Consider the following 14,224-nt stretch of genomic DNA (forward strand, 5'->3'; position numbering starts at 1 on the left):
CTCCTGAACGAAGTCGCAACGGGGATGGCGCGCATCGCGGCGTTGCGATCATGACGGCTCCATATCTAGAGCGGTTTCAGGATGCGGCCAGACCATAGGAACAAAATCGTTTGCATGCAATCTATTCCAATATGAGAAATTGCTAAAAGACATGATTGTCATTGCCGTGCAATGAACCATCTAAATAACATATTGAAATAATTCAAGAATTATCGATTCTCCCTACACGGGCAATCGATCAATTCCCCGTGTAGAGTGATTTTTCGGGCAATTATTTCTTCTGAACAACCATAAAAATACGCGGGAAACGCAGCAGGACGTTCCCATCGACAGCCGCCGGATAATGTGGCGCGATCTTCGCCTTGTAAGCCTTCAGATAGTCGGCCTGTTCCTGTTCATCGAGCGGATCGAGAAACGGTCGCAATCCTGTCCCCTTCACCCATTCCACAATCGCATCAATGCCATCCAACGGGTGGTTATAGACCGTGTGCCATATATCGAGCCGCGCGGCCTGACCGGCGAGCGCGTTATAATATTCCATCACCGGAGGCAGAGGCCCCCTGCCCTTGGTGCCGATCCTGGCGACGAAAGCCTCTGTCTTTGCGACGTCACGCATACCAACATGGGTCTGCTCGCCCATATTGTCAGGCATCTGGACGGCCAGCACCGCGCCGGGACGAAGCAGCGACAAGAGGCGTTTCATCTGCGCGATATGATCCGGCAGCCATTGGAAAACAGCATTGGAGAAGAGGACGTCCGTTTCCGCATCCGGCTCATAGCTCGTCAAATCGCCGATCGTGAAATCAACCTTTGGCAAGCGGGCCTTGGCCTTCTCGATCATGTCTGGCGAAGTATCGAAGCCGGAAACATCAGCTTCCGGCCAACGCTCGACCAGAAGCTCCGTCGAGTTACCCGGTCCGCAGCCGATATCGACCACCTTGCGCGGCTTATCGACCGGTATCTGGGCCAGAAGATCGCGTGCCGGGCGGCTGCGTTCGTCTTCAAACTTCAGATATTGCTTTGCAGACCAGTCTTTCATCATGCTTCCCTTCATCAAATAAAAAGGCCGGTGCGATGCACCGGCCTTTGAGGGTAATTACCGTGTGAGCGGCTTGTAGGTCACCCGTTTCGGATTGACGCTATCCGGTCCAAGACGGCGGATCTTGTCGGCTTCATAGTCCTCGAAGTTGCCTTCGAACCATTCGACATGGCTGTCGCCCTCGAATGCGAGGATGTGCGTTGCCAGACGGTCGAGGAACATACGATCGTGGCTGATGATAACGGCGCAGCCAGCGAAGTTTTCCAGCGCGTCTTCAAGCGCGCCGAGCGTTTCCGTATCGAGATCGTTGGTCGGTTCGTCGAGCAGCAGAACATTGCCGCCGGACTTCAGCATCTTGGCAAGGTGAACGCGATTGCGCTGGCCGCCGGAAAGATTGCCGACCTTCTGCTGCTGGTCGCCGCCCTTGAAGTTGAATGCACCGCAATAAGCTCTGGAGTTCATTTCAAACTTGCCGAGCTTGATGACGTCATTGCCGCCGGAAATCTCTTCCCAGACGGTCTTGTTGGCGTCCAGCGCGTCGCGGCTCTGGTCGACATAGGAAAGATGAACCGTGTCACCAATGCGAACCGAACCGTTATCCGGCTGTTCCTGCCCCGTCAGCATCTTGAACAGGGTCGATTTACCGGCGCCGTTCGGGCCGATCACACCGACAATGCCACCTGCAGGCAGCTTGAAGTTCAGATCGTCGATCAGGAGACGGTCGCCATAACCTTTCGACAGGCCCTCGACCTCAATGACCACCTGACCGAGGCGCTCGCCAACCGGAATGATGATCTGCGCATCGCCGGGGCGACGCTCTTCCGCACTCTTGACCAATTCGTCATAGGCCTTGATACGCGCCTTGGACTTGGCCTGACGGGCCTTCGGGCTTGCAGAAATCCACTCGCGTTCACGCGACAGCGCCTTTTCACGGGCAGCCTCTTCGCGGCCTTCCTGCTGCATGCGCTTGGCCTTGGCTTCCAGATAGGCGGAATAGTTGCCTTCATAAGGAATGCCGCGACCACGATCGAGCTCGAGAATCCAGCCCGTCACATTGTCGAGGAAGTAGCGATCGTGGGTGATGATCAGCACTGAACCCGGATATTCGCGCAGGTGCTTTTCAAGCCATGCGGTCGTTTCGGCGTCCAAATGGTTGGTCGGTTCGTCGAGAAGCAGCAGGTCGGGCTTCGAAAGCAGAAGCTTGCAAAGTGCCACGCGGCGCTTTTCACCGCCCGAAAGCTTGGTCACATCGGCATCGCCCGGAGGGCAGCGCAGCGCTTCCATGGCCATTTCGACCTGGCTTTCGAGATCCCAAAGGTTCTGGCTGTCGATGATGTCCTGGAGCTTCGCGCCCTCATCCGCAGTTTCGTCGGAATAGTTCATCATCAGTTCGTTGTAACGGTCGATGATAGCCTTCTTGGCGGCCACACCTTCCATCACATTACCAAGCACGTCCTTGGAAGGATCGAGTTCCGGTTCCTGGGCAAGATAACCGCAGGTCGCGCCATCGGCCAGCCAGGCTTCACCGGTATATTCCTTGTCGAGACCGGCCATGATCTTGAGAATGGTCGACTTACCGGCGCCGTTCGGGCCGAGAATGCCGATCTTCGCGTCGGGATAGAAGGAGAGATGGATATTCTCCAGAATCTTCTTGTTGCCATAGGCCTTGTTGAGGCCGGACATGTGATAAATGAACTGGCGTGCCATAAAGCGCGTCGTCTCCGCAGGTTGAGAAGCGCGATCGGCCCAATCATTGCCGAACCGCGCGGAAATTGCTGAGTGTCTGAATCAAAAAGCGTCAGGCCGTAGCGAAAATGATGATTCTTGAGAACCGGAGCGCAGTGTACATAAGTACATGAGCACCGGAAGCGCAGAAAATCACCATTTGCAGCCAGGCATGGCGACTTTTGGATCAGACACTGACGCGTATGTAGGCCAAATATGCCCCGGACGCAAACGGCAACCCACGAAACGGAAGCAGCCTGAACTGCAAATCAAACTCTGATGAAAACCATAAATAATGAAACCGGGCGCGGATATTTCCGTCACCCGGTTTCCCCTCTGGCCACCGTCCGCGAAAGTTTCCTCCCTTTCATCGGACGGCCTGCAAGTTATGACGTGAAATCCTGTTTAAAACGCCCCTGATTGCCCTTCAAAAACCCTGTCTGCAAAGCTAGATTTGCCCAAGCTTTTGCGCTTTTCAAGCGGAATCTGCACAAAAAACGTAATTGCCTAAAATTCATTCACACCCCGTTCCAATGCCTGTTTAAGCGACGCCGTATCGTGGGAGATTGACTATTTGCACGGCATAAAATCAGATGGTGAAATGACATTCAAAACCATCCATCATCTGACGATTTCCGACAAGTCGGAACTTCCGTTCCGCACCGTCCGCGCCGGGACACCGCGAGGGGTTGTCCAGATATGCCACGGCCTTGCCGAACATTCCGCGCGCTATGAACGCTTCGCGTCCGCTTTGGTCACGGCGGGCTACCACGTCTATATCCACGACCACCGCGGACATGGCGCCAATATCGGTGCTCATGCACCAAGGGGAATGTTCGCACAAAAGCAGGGCCATGTTGTGGCTATTGAGGACGTGCGCGCGCTTAACCGGCATATTCACGAAAACCATCCGGGTCTGCCGGTCGTGCTTTTCGGACATTCCATGGGCGGACTGATCGTACTGAACTATGTGCTGGACTACGCCGATACAGTCGATGCGGCCGCGATCTGGAATGCCAATGTCGATGGTGGTGCGGAAAGCGCTGTGGCACTCGCACTCCTTTATACGGAGCGCATGCTGAAAGGTTCGGATGTTCCGAGCGCCATTCTGCCGAAAATGACCTTCCGCACCTGGGGCCGGTCCATAAAGGGCCACCGCACGCTATTCGACTGGCTTTCGCACGATCCGGCGGAAGTCGATGCATATGTCGCCGATCCGCTTTGCGGTTTCGATGCCAGCGTGGCGTTATGGATCGATATTTTCCGCATGATCCGCCGTGGCGCTGACGACCGGAACTTTTCCAACATTCCGCGAAACATGCCGTTCAGTCTCGTTGGCGGGGCCGAAGACCCTGCAACGGTGAACGGCGCCGCCGTGCGCAGGCTGGCGGACAGAATGCGGAAAATGGGTTTCGAGCGTGTCCAATGCACGATCCTGCCCGGCTCCCGCCACGAGAGCCTCAACGAGATCAACCGGGATGAAGTGACGCAGAATTTTCTGGATTGGCTGGAGGAAGCTCTTCCGTATCGGGCGATGTCCGGCTAGAAAACGGCAGTCAACCGATCAATCGAGCTATTATCCGGGCCAGAACTCACGTTTACTTGAACCGTCTTGGCTTTGCCATCCAATCAATGCTATGGAGCGCGCCTTGCGCGTTATCGGGTTTCCGGGCAGGAAAGCCGAGCTTAAGCAGATAGCGCGAGGAATAAAGGAACACTCCGCTTGGACACACCGACGATTTCTGTGGTTATCCCCTGCCGCAACGAAGCCGACAATCTTGCCTTTTTGCTGGATGAAGTCGATGCCGCTATGCAGGGCCGCGCATACGAAGTCATCGTCGTCGACGACGGTTCGACGGACTCGACCAGCGATGTACTCGCGGGCCGCATTCATGCAGGCAAGCCACTGCGCCATCTGCGCCATGACCGTTCGTCAGGCCAGAGCGCGGCTGTGCGTTCCGGCGTTTTCGCAGCACGCGGCAAGATCGTCGTGACCATGGACGGCGACGGACAGAACAACCCCGCCTATCTCCCCGTGCTGGCAGATGCACTGCTAAAGGCCGGGCCTGATTACGGCATTGCTGCCGGACAGCGCCTCAAGCGTACGGATACGAAACTCAAGCAGCTCTCGTCACGCTTTGCCAATAATCTGCGTGGCGCGATCCTCAAGGACAAGACCCGCGATTCCGGCTGTGGTCTGAAAGCGCTGCACACTGACCTGTTCCGACAACTGCCTTTCTTTGATGGATGGCATCGCTATCTGCCTGCCTTGGCGATCCGCGAAGGTTTCGACGTCGTGCATGTCGATGTGGTCGACCGCGAACGCCGCCACGGCAAATCCAATTACGGCATTCTGGACCGTGGCGTGCGCGGCATTCTGGACCTTTATGGCGTCTGGTGGCTGCGGAAGCGCCGCAAGGTCGTTCCGCGTGTGAGAGAGATCACCCATGACTGATATTTTCAACAGCCTGTCGCAGTGGCTGCACGAGGTCTTCGTGGCGCAGTGGGATGGCTGGATCGTGCTGGGCTTCGTCGCTCAGACCTGTTTCACCATGCGCTTCGTCGTGCAGTGGCTGGCATCCGAAAAGGCAAAGCGCAGCGTCATGCCGGTTGCCTTCTGGTTCTTCTCGCTTTTCGGCGGCGCCTTGCTGCTGATCTATGCGATCCAGCGCAAGGACCCGGTCTTCATCGCCGGGCAAGGGCTTGGCCTCGTCGTCTATATTCGCAATCTCTGGCTCATTGCCAATGAGAAGAAGCGGCTGACCGTCGGGGAGTAAACTCCGGGTATTTCTAGAGCATTTCCGGACGCAAGACCGCTTCGCACTTTTGCTGGAAATGCTCTAGTGGATTGAATTTGACGTTTGATACCCGTCCGATATAAATCTCATTTCAAACGTCAAATTCGAAAAACCCACTAGATTCATAAAGTTACTAGTGGTCTTTCTGATTCCGACATTTGCTCAGCACTTATATCCGAGGGATGCAAATGTCGAAATCAGACCATTCGTCAGGCCCGAAGCGTCCGGCCGACCGAACGATAATCTAGCCCGGTGCCTGCAATGTCTTCTGCCTTGTAGACATTGCGCAGATCGATCAGCACATTTCCGGCCATGACATTAGCCACCCGTTTCAGATCGAGCGCACGATAAGCGTTCCATTCGGTCAGCAAGGCAACAACACCTGCGCCCTTTGCCGCTTCATAGGCCGAATTGCACCAGACAACATTGGGCAGCACCGCCCTGGCAGCGTCCATGGCTTCAGGATCATGCGCCTGGACCTTGATCCCTGCCTTCTGAATGGCCGCGATAATATCGAGCGCAGGAGACTCGCGGATATCATCAGTGTTCGGCTTGAAGGCGACGCCCAGAACAGCAACCGTATCCGCACCGTTTTCCTTGGCAGCAGTCACGATCCGTTCGGCCATCGACTGTTTGCGTGTTTCATTGACTGCAATGACCTGCTCGATCAGCGATTGCGGCGCAGCATATTTCTTGCCGGTTGCAGCGAAGGCACGTGTGTCTTTGGGGAAGCACGAACCACCGAAGCCTGGACCGGCATGCAGGAATTTCGAGCCGATGCGATTGTCCATACCAATGGCGCGCGCGACTTCCTGCACATTGCCGCCAGTCTTCTCGCAAAGGTCGGCAACCTCGTTGATGAATGTCACCTTCATGGCCAGAAAGGCATTGGCCGCATATTTGATGATTTCCGCATTTTCCAGCGACGTGACGACCATCGGCGTTTCACGCAGATAAAGCGGACGATAGAGGCGCTGCATCGCGGTTCTGCCGCGCTCGTCTTCCACTCCGACGACAACACGGTCGGGGCGCATGAAATCCTCGATTGCCGAGCCTTCCCGCAGGAATTCCGGATTGGACACCATCGAGAACGACACCCCCGGATTGGCCGCCTTGATGCGGTCGCGTATGCGCGCATTGGTACCGACCACGACCGTCGACTTGATAACGACCACGGCACCGGGCTTCATGGCGGCGGCAATTTCATCCGCAGCCGCTTCAATATATTGCAGGTCAGCCTCGCCATCACCGCGACGGGATGGCGTGCCGACAGCGATGAAGATGACGTCGGCGTCCGCGACACTTGCCGGAAGATCGGTACTGAACTCCAGCCGGCCATCGCGAATATTACGGGTCATCAGTTCATCGAGCCCCGGCTCGAAGATGGTGACCTTCCCGGCCTTCAGCCGTTCGATGATCGATGGGTTCTTGTCAACGCAGGTGACGTGAAAGCCGAATTCGGCAAAACACACACCCGAAACCAGACCCACATAGCCCGTTCCGATCATCGCCAGCTTCATATGTTCAGTCCTTCAGTTTGCCTTCGCGAGAGCCTGTTAAGCTTCCCGGCCCCGGTTTGCCGGAAATGACGGCGTTAGAGAACCGGGGAGCCGTTCACTTAAAGTTACATGCAGACCGGAAGCGTCAAACAACTCCATTTGCAGGCAGCCAGAGCCGAAATATCGGTAGGCTTACAGCCATTTGTCGTAGTCGGACACCAGGAGATGTAGCGGCGTCTCGTTTTCTTCGATATTCGAAAACCGGCCGATCGGCTCGCGGAAAATATTATCCGTCAAATCGTCATTGACAGTCGAAACCTCGCCAATCAGCACATCTCCGCCCTCGCCCCAGAAAGCATGCCAGTTGCCCGGCAGCAGCGTCACGCTTTCGCCCGGCTGCAGCTTCAGATGAGCACCAGCCTTCTGCGTTACAAGTCGTCCATCGGTTGCGACAGTCACGTCGGTTTCTTCATCCACACTGCCATCCGGCAGCGAGTTGAACAGTTCCAGCACCAGTGTGCCGCCACCACGATTGATGATGTCTTCGGCCTTCACCACATGGCGGTGCATCGGAGAAAGCTGGTTCTTGCGCGAGATCATGATCTTTTCGGCATAAAGCATGCCGCCGCCACGCTTGAGGTCCTCGGCATTGCCGTTGCGCGTGGTGAAGAGAAACAGGCCGAGATCGGCAAATTTGCCCTGCCCGTAGTCGGTGATATCCCAGCCAAGGCGCGCGTCGCGAATAGCATGCGCATCCGAAGAGGTCCGCGCCTTCAATTCCTCGGGCGACCAATATGCGAAAGGCGGCATGACATAGCCGAAAGAGCGGATGAAAGCGTCGCTTTCGCGGATGATTTCGTTGATTTCAGAACGTTTCATGGCCACCGAGCCTCCCATGGAATGAAACAGATTGGGATGTGGTAGACGTGGTAACTGGCTTTTAAACCAATTTGCAATCCCGGAAACGCTCCGAAGGCGGTTGTAACACACTTTTGCGACGATCCGATCACGCCGCAAAAGCGACATTTTGGCGTGTCGTCTTTACGCGAAAACCATGTCGCATCCCAATGCGCGTTTAGAATAGTTCAGTGATTGAATCAGAATAACGGAAGCCAGTTCACAGACCTCGGGAGATGTGGGCAAGCCATTGAGATAACGGGATAAGCCGTGCTTCCGGAAGACAAAGGGAACACCGGATCGAGCCATAGTCGCTGGGAGAACAGCAGAAGGCAGATCCAAGATGGAAAGCAAGGGTTCAATTCAATGGACGTTCGCAACGAAATGCTGGGGCTGTTGACCGGGCGCGACCCCAATTTCAGCCTGGAGCAAAAATTCTACACCGATCCAGAATATCACAAGCTGGATCTGGAGAATATTTTCTACAAGGACTGGCTGTTTGTCGGCCATGATTGCGAGCTGCCGAAGACCGGTTCCTATATGACAGTGCAAATCGGCGCGTATCCGGTCGTCATCGTTCGCGATGCGCAGGGTGGCATTCGCGCTTTCCACAATTCCTGCCGCCATCGCGGCTCGCGCATCTGCGCGGCTGAAAAGGGAACCGCCGCAAAGCTCGTCTGCCCTTATCACCAGTGGACCTATGAGCTGGACGGGCGCCTGCTCTTCGCGCGTCAGGTCGGCCCTGACTTCAAGCCAGCCGAATACGGCCTGAAGCCGGTTCATTGCGAAACCGTCGCCGGCTATATCTATGTCTGCGTCGCCGATGAAGCCCCCGATTTCGGTGCTTTCCGCAATCTGGTCGAACCCTATCTCGCACCGCACAATATCAAGGACGCAAAGGTCGCTTTCGAAAGCTCGATCATCGAAAAGGGCAACTGGAAACTCGTCTGGGAAAACAACCGCGAGTGCTATCACTGCGCCGCGAACCATCCGGAACTCTGCCGCACCTATCCGGAAGCTCCTTCGGCAACCGGCGTGCAGGGTGTGATGGAAGATCCCGAGATCAACCAGCTCTGGAAGAATTGCGCCAGCGTCGGCCTGCCCGCAGAATTCAACATGTCCGAGGATGGACGCTATCGCATCACCCGCATTCCGCTTCTGCGCGACGCGGTAAGCTACACCATGTCCGGCAAGGCAGCCGTCAAGAAGCCTTTGAGCGATCAGGTGGCTGGCAACACGAATATCGGCGCAATGCTGCTGTTCAATTATCCGTCGACCTGGAACCATCTGATGGCGGATCATGCGATTTCCTTCCGCGTTCTGCCGATCAGCGCCGAGGAAACGCTTGTCACCACCAAATGGCTCGTTCACAAGGATGCCGTCGAAGGCGTGGATTATGATCTCGATGAACTGACCCATGTGTGGATCCAGACCAATGACCAGGACCGGCAGATCGTTGAAGAAAATGCGGTGGGCATTCGCTCGCCCGCTTATCAGCCGGGCCCTTACTCGGTTGAACATGAAGGCGGCGTGATGCAGTTCCTCGAATGGTACACCAACACCATTACGCCGCGCCTGCGTGGTGAAGCGGCAAAGCTCAGCCGCGTCGCCTGATTTTTGAAATTGCAGTTGAAGAAGTGAGAAGGCCATGCAGCCTCTGAAATATCTGGACGAGATGCTGCCGTGGAACGACAGGTTGCAGATGCTGGAATGCATCTCTGCCATCGAAGAAGCGCCAGACGTCATGACCTTCTCCTTCAAGACCGCCGAGGACAACTGGTTTCGCTATACGCCGGGCCAGTTCGTCACTCTGGAACTGCCTATTGAACGGGCTGACGGTTTGGGACCGGTGCTACGGACCTATACGCTTTCCTCGACCCCGTCCCGTCCCTACCATATCTCCGTCACCGTAAAGGCACAGAAGGACAGTATCGGCACGCGCTGGATGCTCGACAATCTGCGCCCGCCGATGAAGATCAAGGCTTACGGGCCGAACGGCGATTTCTCGCTTGCCAACCATCCGGGCGAAAAATATCTCTTCGTCTCCGCCGGTTCCGGCATCACGCCCATGGTCTCCATGACGCGTTGGCTCTTCGACTGCGCACCGGCAACCGACGTCGCATTCATCAATTGCGCGCGCACGCCGGATGACATCATTTTCCGTCGTGAACTTGAATTGCTTGCCGGTCGCATGGAAGCAATGCATCTGGCCTTCATCGTCGAGCAATCATCGGCACGCCATGTCTGGCCGGGCCTGCATGGGCGCATCGACCGCGCCCGGCTTGAGCTGCTGGCGCCCGATTTCCTGCATCGCAAGGTGTTCTGCTGTGGACCGGAACCGTTCATGAACGGTGTACGCGGCCTGCTGGAAGACGCCGGCTTCAACATGGCCAACTACCATCAGGAAAGCTTTAACCCGGCCAGCGAGATTTCGTCGGTTCCGGTGCCATCCACGCTCTCCGAACCGGCGAGCACTGCGGCAGCACCCGCCGCCCCGGCTATTGCCGCGGCCAGCGTTGTCTTCAGCCTCTCCGGCGTGGAAGTCGAATGCACGGAAAACGACACAATCCTGCTTGCCGCCCGCAATGGCGGCCTCAAGATTCCGAGCGCCTGCGAGTTCGGAATCTGCGGCACCTGCAAGGTGAAGTGCCTCGGCGGCGAAACCGAAATGAACCACAATGGCGGCATTCGCGACGATGAAATCGCCGAGGGCTATATCCTCGCCTGCTGCAGCCGCCCACGCGGTCGCGTGGAGATTGACGCTTGATTGAATCGCATTCCGAAAAGTTTTCGGAATGCGATGTGCGATCTAAAAAGTCAGGCTTTCTTCAGGAATTCGGTCCGCAAAACCAGTCCCTTGACCTGCTTGGTGCTGCAATCGACTTCGTCCGGATTTCCGGTGAGGCGAATGCCCTTGACCAGCGTTCCCCGCTTCAGCGTCGTGGAGGTGCCCTTGACCTTCAAGTCCTTGATGAGCGTGACGGAATCTCCGTCATTCAATTGAGTGCCATTGCTGTCGCGGACGATTACGTCTGTCATGATCGCTTCCTGTCTGGTTCCTGATTGGAATCGTCCGTAGCACTCTTGCCGATGTTATACCAGAACGCGGCTTATTGCTGGTCTCACGAACTCTGTCTGGCTATAGTCGGTTATGAAATAAGCAAAGCGAGTATTCCATGATCGGTCATGCACTTGTGGTTGTCGACGTCCAGAATGATTTTTGCCCCGGCGGTGCGCTGGCGGTTGATCGCGGCGACGAAATCATTCCCACCGTCAACCGACTGATCGATGAAAGCGAACACGTCATCCTCACGCAGGACTGGCACCCCGCCAATCATTCAAGCTTCGCCTCGACTCATGCCCACGCCAAGCCTTTCGATACGATCGAAATGGCCTATGGCCCGCAGACGCTCTGGCCCGACCATTGCGTGCAAGGCAGTCATGGCGCGGATTTTCACGCTGACCTGCAATGGACGCGGGCACAACTCGTCATTCGCAAAGGCTTTCGCATCGGCATAGACAGCTATTCGACATTCTTCGAAAACGACCATAAAACGCCGACCGGTCTTGGCGGATATTTGCGCGAACGCGATATCGGTTCGCTCACACTGGTCGGGCTGGCCACCGACTTCTGCGTCGCTTATTCGGCGCTCGACGCCGTTGCAGAAGGCTTTCAGGTGCGGGTCCGTCTGGATGCATGCCGCGGCATCAACCTCAACGGCTCGATGGACATCATGCTGCAAAAAATGAAACAGGCTGGCGTCGAATTGATCGACGAGCCTGTTTCAGCATCGCATTTACTCTAACTCGCCGTCCGGCATAGCGACAAAGATCAGCACCGCAATGATGGTGATGAAGAACCGGAACGCGGATTCAATCCCGTTCCAGGTTTGCGACATCCACATGCCGAACCATTCCCCGCCAACCGACATGAAGCCGACCTGCCAGACCAGAAAGCCGAGCGCGAGACCGGCAATGGCCCATTTCTTGGAGCGGTTGAAACTCACGGCCCGGTCGGTCAGACGGCCAAGCATGGCAAACGCCCCGATCCAGCACAGGATCGCCGTCAGCGTTTCCGCCGCGATGATGAGAATATAGGCCGCATTATGCAGCATCGGATTATCGATGGCGCGATATTTGATCGTGGCATCGGGAAAGATCGTGTCCATCATCAGAACATGCTGCACAAACCCGAAATTGGTGTCGTAGTCGGTGATGTTACCGAACGAAACCAGCGTTGCGAAAAAGGCTATCGCCGCCACAAAGGCGGTTTTGCTCAAACGTGTTACGACCATGGAAATCCCCTTTCCCCGAATTGCCCGCAGCGTGCCGATCATGATCCCCTGAAAACGATCTGCGGCATGAAAGCGATGTCACTCGCCTCCGGTGATCGTCTTCAACTCCGGCGATTCGGTCAAGGCCAACAAAAAGGGCAGCCGAAGCTGCCCCTTTGATCCAACGACACTGCGCAGTTTAGTGCCCTGTGACCTCTTCGGCTTCTTCCTGCCAGTTCGGATTGAGCCGGTTGTAGCGCAGCGAAGACATGAACGAGAGACCAATCAAAGCCGCGCCGATAAGACCTGTAATGACTTCCGGGATATGTACCAGCGTCTGGACATACATGATGACCGCCAGAACCAGGATCGCATAGAACGCGCCGTGTTCGAGATAACGATACTGGCCAAGCGTCTTGCGCTCGACAAGCATGATGGTGAGCGAACGCACATAGAATGCGCCGATACCAAGACCAATGGCGATGATGAAAAGGTTCGTGGTCAGCGCGAACGCACCGATAACACCGTCGAACGAGAAGCTGGCATCCAGCACTTCAAGATAGATGAAGGCGCCCAGGCCACCGCGATGGACCATATCCATCTGCTCCTGCGTCGCGTCCAAAACCTCGCCCAGTCCTTCGACAGCGAGGAAGGTCAGAAGACCGAACAGGGCTGCAATCAGGAATGTGTGCGAATGCTCGGCATCCAGCTGATAGGAGAAGAAGATGATGAGAGCGATTGCGACACCGATCTCCACCCCCTGCACCGAAGCGAACTTCGACATGCGGCTTTCGATGGCCTTGATCCAGTGCACATCCTTCTCGACATCGAAGAAATACTTCATGCCAACCATCAGCAGGAACGTACCGCCAAAGGCCGCGATACCCGTATGCGAATCCGCAATCACGCGGGCATATTCGTCCGGCTGCCAGATCGCAAGTTTCAGTGCCGAGATCGGATCGGTCCACATGGCAACCGCAACGATAGCCAGCGGGAAAATGATGCGCATGCCGAAAACGGCAATCACGATGCCCCAGGTCAGGAAGCGATGCTGCCATTCCGGCGTCATGTCGCGCAGGATGCGCGCATTGACGATGGCGTTATCGAAAGAAAGCGAAATTTCGAGAACGCTCAGAACCGCACAGATGATGAAGACGGAGACCATTCCCCCAAAGGTGCCGGTCATTTCGTAGCCGAGACAGAGAGCACCTGCGAGACCCAATACGGTGAAAACCATGGGCCAGATAAAGTATCGAAGAGTGGCCATTGCAAACCATCGAATTATTATTGTTATCAAACGGAAACAGGCACTGGTCGCTACAGCGCTACTTCCCGCGAAGCGAAATCCGCTTCCCGTCGCGCGCTCTACCTGACCACTGCTCTTCCCGCCAAGGCGTATCGGCTATGTAAGTAGGCCATCAGATGCAAACAAGAGAAAGCGTGGCAATAATTTGGCTTCTTTGCGGATTTGATGTGCTGAAATATTTCGTTACTATTCCGTGATACTAAAGTAGAACGAACGCATAATTCCAGCTGCTCGCCCTCACAGTAAAATCTGCCAAAACATCAGATTTGTACGAATTGTCACGTGGCAAAAACTTTATCTCAACATAAATTCATAGTGTGGGTGGCAAACCGCTATCGGTTGCGTGCCCTTCAGGAATAAGGGAATTCAACAAATGATTGCTCCGGAAGAGCTACAGAGACGAATAGAAAAAAGACTTGCCGAGAGCAGTTTTTCACAGCCGGAACTTCTGATCAGACGAGCGCATCGCATGGCACTTGATGGCAAGAACGGGTCGGCCTCGGTAGCCAACGCGCTGCTGAAGGAAGCCGGTTCGCAAATAGGTCTGCAGGAGCTTTCCGATATAATCGACCATAAGCCCTGGCTGCTCGAAACGATCATCAACGGCGCGGGCAAGAAGGGTGGCAACTCCGATCATCATTAGAGCATGCCTCCCGAAAATGGGAATCCGTTTCGGGATAAAGACA

At 55.7% G+C, this 14,224-nt stretch carries 14 protein-coding genes; 7 read left to right on the forward strand and 7 right to left on the reverse strand.

Annotated features, from left to right (window positions below; all coding sequences use genetic code 11):
• Positions 1-271: 271 nt before the first annotated feature.
• Positions 272-1,039: a trans-aconitate 2-methyltransferase gene (gene tam, locus F9K94_RS04655; RefSeq protein WP_151644132.1), complete on the reverse strand. Its 768-nt coding sequence runs from the start codon at positions 1,037-1,039 to the stop codon at positions 272-274.
• 57 nt (positions 1,040-1,096) lie between these two features.
• Positions 1,097-2,746, reverse strand: a complete 1,650-nt coding sequence (ettA, locus tag F9K94_RS04660; protein ID WP_061345986.1) for an energy-dependent translational throttle protein EttA — start codon at positions 2,744-2,746, stop codon at positions 1,097-1,099.
• Between the two features lie 619 nt (positions 2,747-3,365).
• On the opposite strand from ettA, the gene F9K94_RS04665 reads away from it, so the two are divergent.
• The 3 genes from F9K94_RS04665 (at position 3,366) to F9K94_RS04675 (ending at position 5,541) form a co-directional block, all read left to right on the forward strand.
• Positions 3,366-4,310, forward strand: a complete 945-nt coding sequence (locus tag F9K94_RS04665; RefSeq protein WP_151643905.1) for an alpha/beta hydrolase — start codon at positions 3,366-3,368, stop codon at positions 4,308-4,310.
• Between the two features lie 177 nt (positions 4,311-4,487).
• Positions 4,488-5,219, forward strand: coding sequence for a glycosyltransferase family 2 protein (locus F9K94_RS04670; protein WP_010659700.1), 732 nt, complete (start codon positions 4,488-4,490; stop codon positions 5,217-5,219).
• Positions 5,212-5,541, forward strand: coding sequence for a lipid-A-disaccharide synthase N-terminal domain-containing protein (locus F9K94_RS04675; RefSeq protein ID WP_151643907.1), 330 nt, complete (start codon positions 5,212-5,214; stop codon positions 5,539-5,541). Before F9K94_RS04670 ends, F9K94_RS04675 begins: the two co-directional genes overlap by 8 nt.
• 230 nt (positions 5,542-5,771) lie before the next feature.
• Here the strand turns inward: F9K94_RS04675 and F9K94_RS04680 are convergent, their stop codons facing one another.
• Together F9K94_RS04680 and F9K94_RS04685 are read right to left on the reverse strand one after the other, a co-directional pair.
• Positions 5,772-7,082 carry a UDP-glucose dehydrogenase family protein gene (locus F9K94_RS04680; protein ID WP_151643909.1) on the reverse strand — a complete coding sequence of 437 codons (1,311 nt, stop codon included), beginning with the start codon at positions 7,080-7,082 and terminating at the stop codon, positions 5,772-5,774.
• Positions 7,083-7,253: 171 nt separating this feature from the next.
• Complete coding sequence (locus F9K94_RS04685; RefSeq protein ID WP_061345982.1) at positions 7,254-7,940, reverse strand: D-lyxose/D-mannose family sugar isomerase; 687 nt, start codon at positions 7,938-7,940, stop codon at positions 7,254-7,256.
• Between the two features lie 384 nt (positions 7,941-8,324).
• On the opposite strand from F9K94_RS04685, the gene F9K94_RS04690 reads away from it, so the two are divergent.
• Both F9K94_RS04690 and F9K94_RS04695 read left to right on the forward strand, forming a co-directional pair.
• Complete coding sequence (locus F9K94_RS04690) at positions 8,325-9,572, forward strand: aromatic ring-hydroxylating oxygenase subunit alpha (protein WP_151643911.1); 1,248 nt, start codon at positions 8,325-8,327, stop codon at positions 9,570-9,572.
• A 34-nt stretch (positions 9,573-9,606) separates the two neighbouring features.
• Positions 9,607-10,725 (forward strand): hybrid-cluster NAD(P)-dependent oxidoreductase, encoded by a 1,119-nt coding sequence (locus F9K94_RS04695; protein WP_151643913.1) that lies wholly within the window; start codon positions 9,607-9,609, stop codon positions 10,723-10,725.
• Positions 10,726-10,775: 50 nt separating this feature from the next.
• On the opposite strand, the gene F9K94_RS04700 is transcribed toward F9K94_RS04695, so the two are convergent.
• On the reverse strand, positions 10,776-10,997 hold the full coding sequence (locus tag F9K94_RS04700; protein ID WP_010659694.1) for an alkylphosphonate utilization protein: 222 nt from the start codon (positions 10,995-10,997) through the stop codon (positions 10,776-10,778).
• Between the two features lie 137 nt (positions 10,998-11,134).
• On the opposite strand from F9K94_RS04700, the gene pncA reads away from it, so the two are divergent.
• Complete coding sequence (gene pncA, locus F9K94_RS04705; protein ID WP_151643915.1) at positions 11,135-11,764, forward strand: bifunctional nicotinamidase/pyrazinamidase; 630 nt, start codon at positions 11,135-11,137, stop codon at positions 11,762-11,764.
• Here the strand turns inward: pncA and F9K94_RS04710 are convergent.
• Both F9K94_RS04710 and F9K94_RS04715 read right to left on the reverse strand, forming a co-directional pair.
• Positions 11,756-12,253: a DUF2165 family protein gene (locus F9K94_RS04710; RefSeq protein ID WP_061345978.1), complete on the reverse strand. Its 498-nt coding sequence runs from the start codon at positions 12,251-12,253 to the stop codon at positions 11,756-11,758. The genes pncA and F9K94_RS04710 overlap by 9 nt on opposite strands.
• 178 nt (positions 12,254-12,431) lie before the next feature.
• Positions 12,432-13,499 carry a DUF475 domain-containing protein gene (locus F9K94_RS04715; protein WP_151643917.1) on the reverse strand — a complete coding sequence of 356 codons (1,068 nt, stop codon included), beginning with the start codon at positions 13,497-13,499 and terminating at the stop codon, positions 12,432-12,434.
• Between the two features lie 412 nt (positions 13,500-13,911).
• On the opposite strand from F9K94_RS04715, the gene F9K94_RS04720 reads away from it, so the two are divergent.
• On the forward strand, positions 13,912-14,181 hold the full coding sequence (locus F9K94_RS04720) for a hypothetical protein (protein WP_061345976.1): 270 nt from the start codon (positions 13,912-13,914) through the stop codon (positions 14,179-14,181).
• Positions 14,182-14,224: the final 43 nt, after the last annotated feature.

Source organism: Brucella tritici (assembly GCF_008932285.1).
Taxonomy (GTDB): domain Bacteria; phylum Pseudomonadota; class Alphaproteobacteria; order Rhizobiales; family Rhizobiaceae; genus Brucella; species Brucella tritici.

Coding starts and splice junctions, on each gene's coding strand:
- F9K94_RS04675 (WP_151643907.1), top strand. CDS start 5,212: ATGACTGATATTTTCAACAGCCTGTCGCAGTGGCTGCACGAGGTCTTC.
- pncA (WP_151643915.1), top strand. CDS start 11,135: ATGATCGGTCATGCACTTGTGGTTGTCGACGTCCAGAATGATTTTTGC.
- F9K94_RS04700 (WP_010659694.1), bottom strand. CDS start 10,997: ATGACAGACGTAATCGTCCGCGACAGCAATGGCACTCAATTGAATGAC.
- F9K94_RS04680 (WP_151643909.1), bottom strand. CDS start 7,082: ATGAAGCTGGCGATGATCGGAACGGGCTATGTGGGTCTGGTTTCGGGT.
- F9K94_RS04710 (WP_061345978.1), bottom strand. CDS start 12,253: ATGGTCGTAACACGTTTGAGCAAAACCGCCTTTGTGGCGGCGATAGCC.
- F9K94_RS04715 (WP_151643917.1), bottom strand. CDS start 13,499: ATGGCCACTCTTCGATACTTTATCTGGCCCATGGTTTTCACCGTATTG.
- F9K94_RS04685 (WP_061345982.1), bottom strand. CDS start 7,940: ATGAAACGTTCTGAAATCAACGAAATCATCCGCGAAAGCGACGCTTTC.
- F9K94_RS04720 (WP_061345976.1), top strand. CDS start 13,912: ATGATTGCTCCGGAAGAGCTACAGAGACGAATAGAAAAAAGACTTGCC.
- ettA (WP_061345986.1), bottom strand. CDS start 2,746: ATGGCACGCCAGTTCATTTATCACATGTCCGGCCTCAACAAGGCCTAT.
- F9K94_RS04695 (WP_151643913.1), top strand. CDS start 9,607: ATGCAGCCTCTGAAATATCTGGACGAGATGCTGCCGTGGAACGACAGG.
- tam (WP_151644132.1), bottom strand. CDS start 1,039: ATGAAAGACTGGTCTGCAAAGCAATATCTGAAGTTTGAAGACGAACGC.
- F9K94_RS04690 (WP_151643911.1), top strand. CDS start 8,325: ATGGACGTTCGCAACGAAATGCTGGGGCTGTTGACCGGGCGCGACCCC.
- F9K94_RS04665 (WP_151643905.1), top strand. CDS start 3,366: ATGACATTCAAAACCATCCATCATCTGACGATTTCCGACAAGTCGGAA.